Here is a 15,013-nt window from a genome sequence, read left to right as displayed (position 1 = left end):
TGATCGAGGCCTCGCGCGCCGAAAAGGGCGTGCTGGTTTATTCGAACATGGGCGAAATGAACTGGAAGCCACTGATCGATGCGTTCAACGCCGAATATCCATGGATTCAAGTGCAGACGTTGGATCTGGGTTCGAGCGAAGTGTTCGAGCGCTATTATGCCGAGCAGGCGGCCGGCACCAACGAAACGGACGTCGTAGTTTCGCACAGCGCTGCGACCTGGCTCGATTTCATTGCCAAGGACGGCGTCAACACGGATTACGTCTCGGCCGAAGCCGACAAGCTGCCGGACTATTCCAAGCCGTCGCCGGGCGTCTACACCATTTCGGTAGACCCCTATTTCATCGCCTACAACAAGGCGCTGCTGCCTGAGGCCGAATGGCCCAAGTCGATCCAGGATATCGTCGATTTGGTGGCTAAGGACCCGGCCCGGTTCGCACACAAGATCGCCACCGGCGTGCCGATGTCCAATGCCGCGAGCCAGAACCTGTCCAACAGCTATATCCAGCATGTCGGCGTCGAAAAGGCGCTGGAGCAGTACACCACCCTCGGCCAGGCCGTGGACATCTACCGCTCCGCCGGCCAGATCATGGAAAAGCTGACCACCGGCGAAGTGCTGATCGGCTATATGCTGTCGGGCATCCAGGTGTTCCCGCTGCTGGCCGATCCGGCCCGCGCCAGCATCATCGGCTATGCCTTCCCCAGCGACGGCACCGTCATGCTGATGCGCCACATCGCCATGTCCAAGACGGTCAAGAACCCGAACTCGGCCAAGCTGTTCATCGACTTCGTCCTGTCCAAGGCCGGCCAGACCGCGCTCTCCGCAGGGGGGCTGATGTCCTATCGCGACGATGTCGAGCTGCCCGATGGCCCGACCGGCTATACTTACAAGAAGATCGCCGCCGAGGTTGGGGCCGATAGCCTGATTCCGACCGGGTTCGATCCCAAGGTGATGATTCCGCCGCAGGACCTGATCGACAAGGTCAATGCCGCGCTTCACGTTCAGCCATAAACCGATCGGGGCGATAAACCGTTCATGACCAAATCCACGGAGAAATCCGCCCCATCGGCAGCCACTACGGCGGGCATGATCTTGCCCGCCGGCATTCCCGGTTCGCGCCTCGTGCGACAGGTCTACGGCTCGGCGCCGCTGGTGTGGCGCTGGGTGTTCACCCTGCTGCTGGTGGCGCTGCTGATTTCGCCCATGCTGCCGCTGATCTATCAGGCGTTCATCGATCGCCCACTGTATGAAAGCGGCGGTCTCGGCACCTTCGGCAATTTCACGCGCCTGTTCGCCGATCCGGGCTTCCAGGGCGCCTGCGTCAATACTTTCTGGTTCGCCGTCATCGGTACGGCGATTTCGACCAGCGTCGGCTTCGTCGCAGCACTGCTGCTCGAACGGCTCGACCTGCCGGCGCGCAAGACGCTCAAAATCCTGTTCTTGGCGCCAATTTTCGTCTCGGCGCTGATCCTGGCGCTGTCCTGGTCGATGCTTTACGGCCCCAGCGGCTATGCCGATATCCTGCTGCGCACCACGACCGGGCTGAGCCTGCCGAACCTCAATACACTCGGCGGCATGGCGCTGCTTTCGGGCGTGTCGTCGGCGCCGGTCAGCTACATGCTGTTTGCCTCGGCGCTGGCCAATATTCCCTCGACGCTGGAAGATGCGGCCCGGGCCGCCGGCGCATCGCCACTGCGGGCGACCATGAGCATCGTCGTGCCGCTGATCCGGCCGTCGATGCTGTACTGCATCATGCTCAATTTCGTGCTCAACATCGATCAGTTGGCGGTGCCGCTGATCATTGGCGGGCCAGCGCGGGTTCAGGTGCTGTCGACCTATCTCTATGACAATGGCATCGCCGTGAAGGCCGACTACGGCCTGGTCAGCGCCGCCGCGGTGGTCATGCTGGTGATGATCCAGCTCTTCGTGATCGGGCAGAAATACGCGCTGGGCGACTTGCGCCGCTACACCACGGTGGGTGGCAAGACGCTCAAGCGCGGGCTCATTCCCGTCGGCCGGGCCGGCTGGCTGATTTCGGGGCTGGTGCTGCTCTATATCGTCATCACCACGCTGATCCCCAGCCTGTTCCTGATCCTGCGCTCGTTCACCTCGTTCATCACTCCGCTGGTGCCGATCACCAGTGTGCTGACGCTGGATAATTTCAAGTTGGTGCTGAGCTACGACGCCTATGTCCGCTCCATCTACAATACCATCATCGTCGCCGTGGGTGGCGGGTTTGGCGCCACGATCCTGACCTTTATTGGCATCGTCGTCGCCTATCGTTCCCCTGCTTCGGTGCGCCGAGTGGTGGAGATGGCGTCGTTCATTCCACGCGCCATTCCCGGTATCGTCGTGGGTATCGGCATCTTCTACGCCGCTGTCATCCTGCCCGGCGGAAGTATGCTCAACGGCACGCTGGCCATCCTGATGATCGCCTTCACCATCCGCTATTTCCCCACCGGCTTTGCCATGCTGGGACCATCCATGCTGCAGATCGACCAGGACATGGAGCGCGCCATGCGGGTCGCCGGCGGCGGTGAAGCACGCTCGATCGTCGCGGTCGTCCTGCCGCTGCTGAAGTCAGCGCTGATCGGCTGCTTCCTCTTGTACTTCGTCTCCTTCTTCAAGGAATACGCGGCGGCATCATTCCTGTTCGGTCCGAACACGGCCGTGATCGGCACCACCATGTTGCAGCTCGATATGATGGGCAATCTCGGCCCTGTCGCGGCCCTCTCGGTGATCACGCTGTTCCTGACCCTGCCTATCGCCATCTTCGTTTACGCTCGGGACTAGACCTATGACCAATGCTGTCGAACTGCGTCACATCAGCAAGTCGTTCGGGCTCGTCAAAGTGCTCGACGATATCGATCTGGTGGTGCCCGAAGGCTCGTTCACCTCGCTGCTCGGCCCCAGCGGCTGCGGCAAGACCACCTTGCTCAACATTATTGGCGGGCTCGACAGGCCTAGCGAGGGGCAGATCAGCTTTGGCAATGACCTGATCTATTCGGCTAAGGATGCCGTCGACCTGCCGACCGAAAAGCGCAATGTCGGCTACGTGTTCCAGAGTTATGCCCTCTGGCCGCACATGACCGTCTTGCAGAATGTCGGCTATCCGTTGCGCATTCGCGGCCTTTCGAAGGCCGAACGCGAGCAGCGTTCGCGCGACATGCTGGACAAGCTGGAGCTGGGCGCGCTGGCCGACCGCTATCCGTTCCAGCTCTCGGGCGGGCAGCAGCAGCGGGTCGCCATTGCCCGCTCGCTGGTTTATCAGCCGCGCCTGCTCCTGCTCGATGAACCGCTGAGCAATCTCGATGCGCAATTGCGCGAGCGAGCCCGCGCCTGGCTCAAGAGCGTGCACGAGACCTTCAAGCTGACCATCATATTGGTGACCCACGACCAGTCCGAAGCCCTGTCGCTGAGCGACCATATCGTGCTGCTGAGCAAAGGGCATATCGAGCAACAGGGCCCGGCGCTGGAAATCTACGAGCAGCCGCGCACCGCCTATGCCGCCGAATTCGTCGGCAGCGCCAATGTGATCTCTGGCAAGCTCGACGAGACCGGACAAAAGCTGATCGCCGCCGATGGCACGCGGATCGCCACCATGGGCACCCCAGGAACGCCGGGCGCTGCAGCCGGCGTCGCCATCCGCCCGCAGGCCGTTCACTTTGCCCTAACGGGCGACGGCGCGGCGGAAGGCACCGTTCTGCCATTCACGCCGCAAACCACGCTTTACCTGGGCGGCCTCTACGAGATTACCGGGCAGACCCCGTTGGGCGAAATGCGCGTGCTGTCGCCGACCTCTCCTCAGGGGCCGGACCAGAAAATCCTCCTCCCCATCAGCGCCTGCGTGCGCGTGCTGCCCTGATCCCGCCAGCAGGCCAATTTTATCCGAGACCATCATGACCACTTTGCAAGCCACCCCAGACTATCGCGACCTGCCCGCCAGCGGCATCAAGATCACCAGCGTGAGCGTGGCCGATTACGAATGGAAGCGCGAGCGCGCCATCACCAATGGCCTGCACACCTATGAAACCTCGGACATGAGCGTGATCACCATCGAGACCGATGCGGGGATCACCGGCTACGGCATCGGCCGGCCCCGTCCGGGTGAGAAGGAATTTCGCGCACGGTTCCTCTCCACCCTGGTGGGCAAGGACCCGACCATGACCGAGGCGATCTGGGCCGCGCTGTGGAGCCCAAAAATGTCAGGCCGTCGCGGTTATGAGACCCGCGCCCTCTCCTCCATCGATATCGCCCTATGGGACATCAAGGCCAAGCTGGCCAATATGCCGCTCTACAAGCTGCTCGGCGGCTACCGCAAGGAAATCCCGATCTATATCGCCGGTGGCTATTATGCGACCGGCAAAGACCATAGCGAACTGCAGACAGAGATGGCCTCCTACGTGGCGCTTGGCGCCAAGGCGGTAAAGATGAAGGTGGGCGCCCTGCCGATCAAGGAAGACATTGCCCGTATCAAGGCGGTGCGAGAGGCCATCGGGCCGGATATTGGCCTCTTGATGGACGCCAATTGCGCCTATCGCGCCTATGAGGCGATCCAGTTCGCCAAGCGCGCCGAGGAGTATGAGCCATATTGGTTCGAGGAAGCGGTGCAGCCCGACGACTATGACGGCTTCGCGAAGATCGCCGCGGCGACCAGCATTCCGCTGGCCACGGGCGAAAACGAATATACCAAGCACGGCTTCCGCGACCTGATCGCCACCAAGGCCATAGCCATCCTCAATCCCGATGTGCGCTACATGGGCGGGGTCACCGAATTCATGAAGGTTGCCGCCATGGCGCAGGCCCATGGCCTTGATATCGCGCCCCATGGCGACCAGCAGGCGCACCTGCATCTGCTGGCGGCCATCCCCAACGGAAAACTGCTGGAATTCTACCCGCCCCAGGTCAATGCCATGGCCGTCGACATCTATCTGCACGCGCCTTCGGTCAACGCCAATGGTACGGTGACCGTGCCCGAAGTGCCCGGCGTCGGCCTCGACCCCAACGACAAGGCGCTGGCGCCGTATCGCATCGCCTGACGATTACTCGACAAGATGAGGGCGTTGCTCTAATCGCCCTTGCCAGCCCCGTTTGCGACCGGCAACAACTAGTCGCCGCAGGCGTGGCACAACACCGGAGCCGATTTGACCAAGGGTATGGACGCGGACGAAAGCGCAATCGGCGGCACCAATTATGGCCGGGTGCGCGACGCGATCCGCGACCGCATTGTCGGGGGCATCTACCTGCCCGGCACGCGCCTGAAGGTGCACGACCTGTGCGATCAGTTTGGCATCAGCTCCAACCCCATCCGCGAAGCCCTGCAACAATTGCAGGGTGAAGGCCTGGTGGTAATCCTGCCCAATAAGGGCGCCACAGTAAGGCTCATCGACGAGCACATGATCCGCCATATCTACGAGATCGGCGAAGGCCTCGACGGCATCCTGGCCAATCGTTGCGCCGCCATCGCCACCCCACCCCAAGTGGAGCGCCTGCGCGATATCCAGCACCATATGGAAGCCGCGGCGGCGGCCGGCGACAGCGAGGGCCGCGCCAACTACAATGGCGAGTTCCACACTCACCTCGGCGCCATCTCCGGCAATACCGAAGCCGTCGACATCCGCCGTCGGCACCAGAACCTGATCCGCACCATTCGCCAGCGCTACGGCTATTCGCCGTACCGCATCGAACAGATTCATGTCGAACACTGGGCCATCATCGACGCCATCGCGGCGCGTGATGTCGCTGCCGCCGAACTTGCCGCTCGAATCCATTGCGTGCGTTCTTGCGAAGACATGCTGAGCCGCTACAAGGGCTTCGGAGCGGAAGTGTCTGAACACGAGAAATAGACGCAGCTTTATCGCTCCACGGGACCACCAGGCGTCGCTTCCGGCCACATTGGGCGATCGCCGAATGTCTGCTCTTTGACCGGCTGCCCTAGAAGCAGACTGTCCACAAACCACCTCATTTCGGCCATCGTTGACCGACTCATTGGCGCCGCTTGGCGAGTAATCGCGATAATGGAGAGGACTGGGTGCAACGCGGTTGCATCACGGCTGCCCGGTCACTTCAGGGCATACCCATATGTGGCGTCACGTACCCGGCTTTGCGCTTGGTAACATCACGGTCGCGAACGGCCAGAAGTGACAATTTCTGTAGTCGCCTAAACCCTGGCGTGACATCAGGCAATGGCAGGGTTGGGGCCGGAAGAGGACTGGCAGGATTTGGATCGGCAAAGCTAAAAGCAGATGTCGACGTCTAAATCAAAACTGTTTCGTGGAGGCACGTTGTCCGTCGTAATCGCCCGACACTATTGGAACCCCATCGCCCGGATGGCCAGCGCGTCGCGGAGTAAGGTTGCCCGTGGCGCGGAGGTCGAGGTCGGCTTCGATGTGATCGATATGAGCCAGCACCAATTGGGCCGCTTGCTCGCCGTCCCAGGCTTCGAGGGCGCTTAGGATATTGCCGTGATCGCCGTGGCCGCAGCTCGATGCGCCGGAGCGACCATAAAGCGCGATCACCAGCGACGAACGGGCGACCAACTCTTCCATGAAGCGCAGAAGGATAGTGTTGCCGGCGATCTTGGCCAGCAGCAGGTGGAAGTCGCCAGAGGCATGGATCTCCGCGCGCCGCGCCGTCGGCCCGCGCTGATTCAGCAAGTCGCTTTCGTGATGCAGCCGCTCGCGGAAAGCGGCGACTTCGCTGGTTGTCATTTGCTGCGCGGCGGCGGGCGCCAGTCCGGGCTCGATCAGGCGGCAGGAGGCGAAAACCTGGCGGGCCTCGTCCGGGGTCGGATTGGCGACGAAAGAGCCACGATTGCGCTCGGTCTTGACCAGGCCCTCGAACGCCAGCGCCTGCAGCGCCGCACGAACGACCGTACGGCTGACGTCGAAGAGTGTGCCAACCTCAGCTTCATTGAGCTTGGTGCCAGGAGCCAAACGACGATCAACGATGGCATCGCGCAAATGATCGCGGATCATCGCCGAACGGTCTTCGGCAATAAATGGTCCGGCGAAATTCTAGTCGGCACGCGTCATGGGTCGCCCGATCACCCATTTATAGGGAGAATCGGGGAAGAGCGAAAGCGCGAAATAGAATACAGTTACCGGTAAGATTGCATACAATTTCGGCACGAGGTGCGAACACGTGCCCATGAATCGGGCATATACCCGCCGTGCTTATAAGTCGTTCAATTGTGATGAATAGTGATTTTCAAATGATACCATGAAGTTAATGCCGCTCCGGCCGACTGGCACGGCGGATGCATAGTCATGTCCCGACAATCGGGGATGCTGGATGTCCAAAGCTGCAGAGATCGATATCGCTTCCGTCTCCAAGATCTACGGGAAAACCACGGCGGTCGATGCCATTAGTCTCAAAATCCCGGCGGGAAGCTATTGCTGCCTGCTTGGGCCTTCGGGCTGCGGCAAGACTTCGACGCTGCGGATGATCGCCGGGCACGAAAGCGTCTCGATCGGCGATATCGTGCTGGGCAAGGAGGTGGTGACCCACCTGCCGCCGGCGAAGCGCGGCACGGCGATGATGTTCCAGTCCTACGCGCTGTTTCCCCATCTCGACCTCGTCGACAACGTCGGCTTCAGCCTCAAAATGGCCGGCGTCGACAAGGAAACCCGTCGCGCCAAGGCGATGGACATGCTCAAGTTGATGCAGATGGACGCCTATGCGACCCGTCGGCCCGCCCAGCTCTCCGGTGGCCAGCAGCAACGCGTGGCGCTGGCCCGTGCGCTGATTACCGACCCCGAAGCGCTATTGCTCGACGAGCCGCTCTCGGCGCTCGATCCCTTCCTCAAGATCCGCATGCGCGCCGAACTCAAGAAGCTGCAGAAGCAGCTCGGCATTACCTTCGTGCACGTCACCCATAGCCAGGAAGAGGCGATGGCGCTTGCCGATATCGTCGTGGTGATGAGCGATGGCCGCATCGAGCAGGCAGCCAGCCCGCGCGACGTGTTCGAGCGTCCGGCGACCGCCTTCGTGGCCCGGTTCATGGGCGATCACAACGTCATTTCCGGCAAGGTCATCGGTTCCGACAACAGTCTTGTCACCTTCGAAGTCGTTGGCGGGGGCACCTTCTCGGCTTCTGGGGAACCCAAACCGGCCGGCGTCGATGTCGACGCCGCCATCCGCACCGATCACGTCCGCATCGGCGAGAGCGCGGTCAAGGGACTCGGTTTTACCGGCATCATCTCCAATATCGAATATCGCGGCGCCAGCGTGAAACTCTCCATCGAAGGCGCCGGCATCGCCGAATTCACCGCCATCATCACCGACAAAGCCTTTTACGCGACCCCGGTCGCGGTAGGCGATGAGGTGCCACTCCATTGGGATGTCGAGGACGCGATCATACTCGGCACGCTCAATTCGTAAATCAAAACTAGCCAACAGGGATAAGAGGCTATGACAGACACCAAGAAGACGGGCATTTCTCGACGTAATCTGCTCAAGACCGGCGCCGCTGCCGCTGGTGCCGCGCTCGGCGCCGGGGCCATCACCGGCTTCCCCACCATCTGGGCGCAGAACCCGATCACCCTGCGCCAGTTCGGCACCGGCGTGTCCAACCTCAACGCCATCGCCGAGAAGTGCAAAGCCGACCTCGGTATCACGCTGGAAATGACGGCAACCGATTCCGACGCCGCCGCCCAGCGCGCTGTGACCCAGCCCGACAGCTATGATATCGCCGACATCGAATACTGGATTTTGAAGAAGGTCTTCCCCACCGGCGTGATCCAGCCGATGGATGTGTCCAAGCTGACCTATTACGACAAGATCGTGCCGCTGTTCAAAACCGGCAAGCTGCTGCCCGACAGCGTCATCGCGCAGGGCACCGCGCCGCACACCGTGGGCTATGTCGACGCTCCCGGCGACAAGACGTTTGCCGCAGGTGAGACCGGCTGGTTCACCATGGTTCCTACCATCTACAATGCCGATACCTTGGGCATTCGCCCGGACCTGGTTGGCCGCGATATCACCTCGTGGGCCGATATCATGGACCCCGCTTTCAAGGGCAAGACCGCCATCATCAACGTGCCATCGATCGGCATCATGGACGCTGCCATGATCATGGAGGCCATGGGCAACATCAAATATGGCGACAAGGGCAATATGACCAAGGAAGAGATCGACAAGACGATCGACTTCCTGATCAAGGCCAAGCAGGATGGTCAGTTCCGGGCCTTCTGGAAGAGCTTCGACGAGAGCGTGAACTTGATGAGCTCGGGCGAAGTGGTGATCCAGTCGATGTGGTCGCCGGCCGTCGCCGCCGTGCGCTCCAAGGGCATTGCGTGCCGCTTCCAGCCGCTCAAGGAAGGCTATCGCTCCTGGGGCGGCGGCCTCGGCCTCGCTGCCCACCTCGAGGGCGCGCAGCTCGACGCGGCTTACGAATATATCAACTGGTACACCTCGGGCTGGGTCGGCGGCTATCTCAACCGGCAGGGCTACTACTCGGCAGCCATGGACACCGCCAAGGAATTTATGTCGGCCGACGAGTGGGGCTACTGGATCGAGGGCAAGGCCGCTCAGGGCGACATTCTGGCCCCCGATGGCACGGTCATGGAAAAGGCCGGCGCTCTGCGTGACGGTGGCTCGTTCGAAGAACGCATGGGCAAGGTCGCCTGCTGGAATTCGGTGATGGACGAAGACCGCTACATGGTCCGCCGCTGGAACGAGTTCATCGCTGCTTGATGAAGTGAGGGGTGGCACGATTCGGCCACACCCACCGCACGGCACCTCCCCCTTAACGGGGGAGGTTGGGAGGGGGTGGTCGGAGCCACGATATCGGGGCAGTCATTCCGCTCCCTGACCCTCCCCGCAAGGGGGAGGGTGTCGACTTAGAGATGAATGCCCGGGGAATCCAATGAACAACCTTCTGAGCCGCGCCACGCCCTATCTGCAGGCCACGCCGCTGCTGCTCATTCTGGGCTTTTTCCTCGCCATTCCCATCCTGTTGCTATTGGTCGTCAGCTTCTGGGACTATGACTTTGCCGGCATGATCCCCGGCTTCGTCACCTTCAACTACACCGAGACGCTCGGCTCCTGGATCACCTGGAAGACCTACGGCAACACCATAAAGTTCGCCATCATCGTCTGGGGCATCACCACGTTTGTGGGCTTCTGGGTCGCCTATTTCCTTGCCTTCCACATCCGTACCGCTACCATGCAGATGGTGCTGTTCCTCGTCTGCACCGTGCCATTCCTGACCTCCAACATCATCCGCATGATCTCGTGGATACCCGTGCTCGGGCGCAATGGACTGATCAATTCGGGCCTGGTGGGCGCTGGCATCATCGACCAGCCAATCGAATGGCTGCTCTATTCGGATTTCGCCGTGATCCTGGCCATGGTGCATCTCTACACGCTGTTCACGGTCACGCCGATCTTCAACACCATGATGCGCATCGACAAATCGCTGGTCGAGGCGGCGCGTGACGGTGGCGCCAATGCCTGGCAGATCATCTGGAACGTCATCCTGCCGCTGGCCAAGCCGGGCATTGCTATCGGCACCATTTTCGTCGTCACGCTGGTGATGGCCGATTTCTCCACCGTGCAGGTCATGAGTGGCGGGCAGAGCGCTTCGGTGGCGCTGATGATGCGCAACCAGATGAGCCTGCTGCAATATCCGGCCGCTGCCGCCAATGCCATCGTGCTGCTCGTGGTGGTTCTGTTCATGGTCGCGGGCATCCTGCGCATCGTCGATATCCGCAAGGAGCTTTGAGATGGTTCGCGAGAAACGCAGCGTCGGTTTCTATGTTCTGGCAGCCTTCTTCGTGCTGTTCGTATTATTCCTCTATGGACCACTCTCGGCGGTGTTCATCCTCAGCTTCCAGGGGCCGCAGGGCGGACTGACCTTTCCGCTCAATGGAGTCTCGCTGCGCTGGTTCCAGAACCTGTTCGAACGCCAGGCCGTAGGCGATTTCGGCGCCAGCTTTGGGCGCTCGCTGATGCTGGGCCTGATGGTGATGGCGGCGACGGTGGCGGTTTCGCTGTTGGCCGGGCTGGCGTTCCGCCGCAAGTTCGTGGGTGCCACGCCGCTATTCTATCTGACCGTCGCCAGCCTCGTCGTGCCCTCGATCATCGTCTCGCTGGGCATCGGCGTGCTGTTTCAGCAATTCGGCTTCCGCCCCGCCTGGTTCAGCTCGGCCTATGGCGCGCACCTGACGTGGACGCTGCCATTCGGCGTGCTGATCATGTTCGCTGTGTTCAACCGGTTTTCGCCGGCCTATGAGGAAGCGGCACGTGATCTGGGGGCCAGTTCATGGCAAACCTTCTACCATGTCGTGCTACCGATGATCGCCCCTAGCCTGATCGGCGTCGGCCTGTTCGGCTTCTCCCTCAGCTATGACGAATTCGCCCGTACGCTGATGACCTCGGGCAGCACCAATACCCTCCCGCTCGAAATCTACGGCATGACCACCAATGTCACGACGCCCGTGCTCTACGCTTTGGGCACCGTTACCACCGTGTTCTCGTTCCTCGTCATCCTGGTGACCCTCGGCATTATCCTGCTGATGGGCCGCCGCCGGGCTCGCGCATGACCCGGATCGCCGTCGTCAACCCCAACACCACTGCCAGCATGACCGCGACCATTGCCGAGGCGGCGCGGCAGGCAGCAGCGGCGGGCACACAGATCCACGCGCTGACCTCGTCCATGGGCCCAGTTTCCATCGAAGGCTATTACGACGAAGCCTTTGCATTGCCGGGCCTGCTGCGCGAAATCGCCGCGGCCGAGCGCGAGGGCGCCCAGGCGGCCGTCATAGCCTGCTTCGACGATACCGGGCTCGATGCCGCCCGCACCATGGCCTGCATTCCCGTCATCGGCATCTGCGAGGCGGCGCTGATGACCGCGGCGCTCATCGCCAAGCGCTTTACCGTGGTCACCACCATGGAACGCTCGCGCGTGCCGATCGAGGAACTGGCGCACCGCTATGGCATGGCCGGCCGCGCCCGCATTCGCGCCGCCAATATCTCGGTGCTGTCGCTGGACGATCCCAATTCGGGCGCGCGCGACAGGCTGCGCAGCGAAATCGCCCGTGCTGTGGCCGAGGACAATGCCGAGGCCATCGTGCTGGGCTGCGCCGGCATGGCCGATCTCGCGCGAACCCTGCAGCACGAGTTCGGCATGCCGGTCATCGATGGTGTGGGCGCCGCGGTCAAGCAGGCCGAGGCCCTGGTGGCGCTCGGCCTCAGCACCAGCAAGCGCGGCGCCTATGCGTCACCTGTGCCGAAGCGCTATACTGGCGCACTGAGCGAGTTTGCTCCGGCGTGAGGCAGATGATCCGCAATCTCGATCTCGGCGGAATCGCCACCCTGCTGGAATGGGCCGCCGGCGAAGGCTGGAATCCCGGTCTCAACGATGCGCCAGCGTTTCAGGCGGCAGACCCGAACGGCTTCTTCGGCGTCTTTGTCGATGGGGCGATGGCCGCCGGCATCTCCGCGGTCTGCCATGACGCGCACTTCGGCTTCATCGGCCTCTACATTTGCCATCCCGATTGGCGCGGGCAGGGCCATGGCAAGGCGGTATGGGAGGCAGGCATGGCCTATCTCGGCAACCGCACCATCGGCCTTGATGGCGTGCCCGAACAGCAGGCCAACTATGCCAGCATGGGCTTCGCCGCCGCCTATGACACCGTCCGCATGAGTGGGCGTCTCTTGGCGACCGCCGCGCCCTTGCCGGCCGCCAGTCTCGGTCTTGTCCGCGAACTGGAGTACCAGTGTTTCCCGGCCAGCCGTGACGCCTTCCTGACCAGTTGGCTGACGTCACCCAATCAGGGCATGGTTCACCTGGCGCAGGGTATCGTTGACGCCTACGCCGTGCTGCGCCCCTGTCGCGATGGCTCCAAGATCGGCCCGCTTTTCGCCCACAACCTGGATGCAGCCATGGACATCCTCGCCACGCTGTCGGGCCCGGTCCATATCGACGTCCCTGCCGCCCAGACCGCCTGGCTGGCAGCGCTGACCGAGCGCGGCTTCACCCCCAGCTTTTGCACCAGGCGCATGTATCGAGGTACACCGCCAACGCTTCACATGCAGAGCATATTCGGCATATCCAGTCTTGAGTTGGGGTGAGCTGAAGCTCTGCCCCCGCGCAAGTGACCAATGTCGTCTGTTTTGCAACTTGGAGGAATGGCGAAGCTGATCTGCTGACCAAGGTGCGCGATCACGCGTTCCAGTGGCATAAATATGCCTTGTCACCCATTTGCTCGAGTCCGCTTTCAGGACGCATGGTGTCTTTGCTGAATGACCATGGGGCGCGTTCCCGTCTGGCAGCTTACGACCCCATTTCGGCCGTTCATGAGCAAGTCACGAAATCCCAAAAGCGGCCACTCGGCTGATCAACGCAATGTCATTCTCACTCTCAGATCAGTTCGCTGATCCGAAAATTAGACTTCGTTGAGCGAGGCATCCTCGATTGGGGTCTGAATTCTACCAGGCCGTGACGCGCTTCTCAGGAGCAAGCCACATCGGATCGCCTTCCTTGATATCAAACGCCTCGTAGAAGGCGTCCAGGTGCTGGAGTGCTGCGACGGCTCGGTACACGCTTGGCGAATGGGGGTCGCTCTGCACCTGGTTCTGCAGGTGCTGGTCAGTAGACTTGGAAGCCCACATTTGCGCCCAGGCGATAAAACATTGCTGATCCGGCGTCAGGCCGTTGACCGAAACATCTTCCTTGGGATGGTCGGCGAGATAATCACGCAAAGCGGCATGGGCCAGCGTGATGCCGCCCTAATCGGCCATGTTCTCGGTCACCGTGAGTTCGCCATTGATGGTCACGCCCGGCAATCCCTTGAAGCTGTTTGCCTGGTCGATCAACTTTTGCGCCTGTGCATCAAAGGCGGTGATGTCTTGGGGCGTCCACCAATCACGCAGGTTGCCATCCGCGTCGAACAGGCGGCTGTCGAAGCCGTGCGTCATTTCGTGGCCAAGTATCGCTCCAAGTCGACAGAAATAGACCGGTGCCGGCAGGTCAGGTTCAAACACGCCCGGCTGCAGAATTGCTGCCGGCACCTCGAAGCCATTGATCTGCGGATTGTAGGCGGCGTTGACCACGATGGGCAGCATGGCGCTATTGGCAAACTCGTCATTGGTGACCGGCTCGCCCACTTTGGCCAGTTGCCGAACCGTCTCGAACTCCACCAGTTCATGACGTTTTCCACGACGTCGTCCTGCGTAATCTTGACGCCGCTGTAGTCGATCCATTGCTCGGGATAAGCGACGCGGAAGCTCAACTTTTCGAGCTTATCCAGGGCCGCTTGGCGGGTCGCGTCCGTCAGCCAGGTTCGCGTCCGCATGCGTTCGAGGAACGCCTGCTTGATCCGAACGATCATATCGGTGGCCTTCGAGCGGGTTTCAGGCGTGAAAAAGTCCTGCACATAAATCTGGGACAGCGGCTGGCCCAGCTTTGCAGTGATTTGGCCGAGAGCAGTCTCCTCGCGCGGCGGCTGTGCGGAAACGCCAAGCAGGCTTTTATATAACTCCTGCGTCGGCGCTTCGAACTTGCTGCCCAACAGGCCGCTGTATCCTGCGATCACCTGCAAGCGCAGGTAAGCCTTCAAATCGCCCAGCGACCGATCGTTCAGCAATTTGGAGAGCGCCGCCAGATAGCGAGGCTCGGTCTGCACTACCGTATAAGGCTCGGCCAGTCCGAACTCGGCCGTCAAGGCCGTCAGATCCAGCAGGGGTACTTCCTGCTGCATAGCGCTGAAGGGCATTGGGTCGTATGAGTTGCGTGGGTTGACCTTTTCGACCGGCGTGATCTTGCCAGTGTGTAGTGCCCGGTCGATCTCGAGTGCAATCTGAGCGGTGCTGGCAGCAACTGCCGGCGTGTCCCCGGCCACTTCAAGCAACTCACGAGTAAAGGCCAGGTAGGCGGCCACCATCCCCGAGCCGGCAAGGCGTAATCCATGGACCGTCTGGAGCACGATGGCCTCAGCAATGCTGCATGTGGGGGTGCTGGTGTTCTTCCTCTGGCAACCGCCGCCTGACCATGCCGATGCCGCACCACC

At 61.5% G+C, this 15,013-nt stretch carries 11 protein-coding genes and 3 pseudogenes; 11 read left to right on the top strand and 3 right to left on the bottom strand.

Going from position 1 to position 15,013, the window contains the following annotated elements; genetic code table 11:
• The 5 genes from JWP26_RS00130 to JWP26_RS00110 all read left to right on the top strand — a co-directional run.
• The coding region (locus JWP26_RS00130; RefSeq protein WP_299721705.1) for an extracellular solute-binding protein at window positions 1-1,010 on the top strand (1,010 nt) is incomplete at its 5' end.
• A gap of 24 nt (window positions 1,011-1,034) precedes the next feature.
• A complete protein-coding gene (locus tag JWP26_RS00125; protein ID WP_299721703.1) occupies window positions 1,035-2,792 on the top strand; it encodes an iron ABC transporter permease in 1,758 nt (585 codons plus the stop codon).
• Between the two features lie 4 nt (window positions 2,793-2,796).
• Window positions 2,797-3,864, top strand: a complete 1,068-nt coding sequence (locus tag JWP26_RS00120) for an ABC transporter ATP-binding protein (RefSeq protein WP_299721701.1) — start codon at window positions 2,797-2,799, stop codon at window positions 3,862-3,864.
• Window positions 3,865-3,898: 34 nt separating this feature from the next.
• Window positions 3,899-5,038, top strand: a complete 1,140-nt coding sequence (locus tag JWP26_RS00115; RefSeq protein WP_299721699.1) for a mandelate racemase/muconate lactonizing enzyme family protein — start codon at window positions 3,899-3,901, stop codon at window positions 5,036-5,038.
• 105 nt (window positions 5,039-5,143) lie between these two features.
• Complete coding sequence (locus JWP26_RS00110) at window positions 5,144-5,845, top strand: GntR family transcriptional regulator (RefSeq protein WP_299721697.1); 702 nt, start codon at window positions 5,144-5,146, stop codon at window positions 5,843-5,845.
• 461 nt (window positions 5,846-6,306) lie between these two features.
• Here the strand turns inward: JWP26_RS00110 and JWP26_RS00105 are convergent.
• Window positions 6,307-6,976, bottom strand: a pseudogene (locus JWP26_RS00105) (GntR family transcriptional regulator).
• 316 nt (window positions 6,977-7,292) lie between these two features.
• Here JWP26_RS00105 and JWP26_RS00100 point away from each other — a divergent pair.
• From JWP26_RS00100 to JWP26_RS00075, 6 genes are all read left to right on the top strand, one after another.
• Window positions 7,293-8,381 (top strand): ABC transporter ATP-binding protein, encoded by a 1,089-nt coding sequence (locus JWP26_RS00100; protein WP_299721695.1) that lies wholly within the window; start codon window positions 7,293-7,295, stop codon window positions 8,379-8,381.
• Window positions 8,382-8,411: 30 nt separating this feature from the next.
• A complete protein-coding gene (locus JWP26_RS00095) occupies window positions 8,412-9,695 on the top strand; it encodes a PotD/PotF family extracellular solute-binding protein (protein WP_299721693.1) in 1,284 nt (427 codons plus the stop codon).
• 172 nt (window positions 9,696-9,867) lie between these two features.
• Window positions 9,868-10,725, top strand: coding sequence for an ABC transporter permease (locus JWP26_RS00090; RefSeq protein ID WP_299721691.1), 858 nt, complete (start codon window positions 9,868-9,870; stop codon window positions 10,723-10,725).
• A gap of 1 nt (window position 10,726) precedes the next feature.
• Window positions 10,727-11,545, top strand: coding sequence for an ABC transporter permease (locus tag JWP26_RS00085; protein WP_299721690.1), 819 nt, complete (start codon window positions 10,727-10,729; stop codon window positions 11,543-11,545).
• Complete coding sequence (locus JWP26_RS00080; protein WP_299721689.1) at window positions 11,542-12,276, top strand: aspartate/glutamate racemase family protein; 735 nt, start codon at window positions 11,542-11,544, stop codon at window positions 12,274-12,276. The genes JWP26_RS00085 and JWP26_RS00080 overlap by 4 nt, the downstream gene beginning before the upstream one ends.
• Window positions 12,277-12,281: 5 nt before the next feature.
• Window positions 12,282-13,076 (top strand): GNAT family N-acetyltransferase, encoded by a 795-nt coding sequence (locus tag JWP26_RS00075; protein WP_299721687.1) that lies wholly within the window; start codon window positions 12,282-12,284, stop codon window positions 13,074-13,076.
• A gap of 357 nt (window positions 13,077-13,433) precedes the next feature.
• Here JWP26_RS00075 and JWP26_RS00070 read toward each other — a convergent pair.
• A pseudogene (locus JWP26_RS00070) lies at window positions 13,434-14,015 on the bottom strand (M13-type metalloendopeptidase).
• Window positions 13,919-15,013 (bottom strand): annotated as a pseudogene (locus JWP26_RS00065) (hypothetical protein); the annotation flags it as partial. The pseudogenes JWP26_RS00065 and JWP26_RS00070, both read right to left, overlap by 97 nt.

Origin of the sequence: Devosia sp. (assembly GCF_028290435.1) — a bacterium.
Taxonomy (GTDB): domain Bacteria; phylum Pseudomonadota; class Alphaproteobacteria; order Rhizobiales; family Devosiaceae; genus Devosia.
This window is presented reverse-complemented; position numbering and strand designations above follow the sequence as displayed.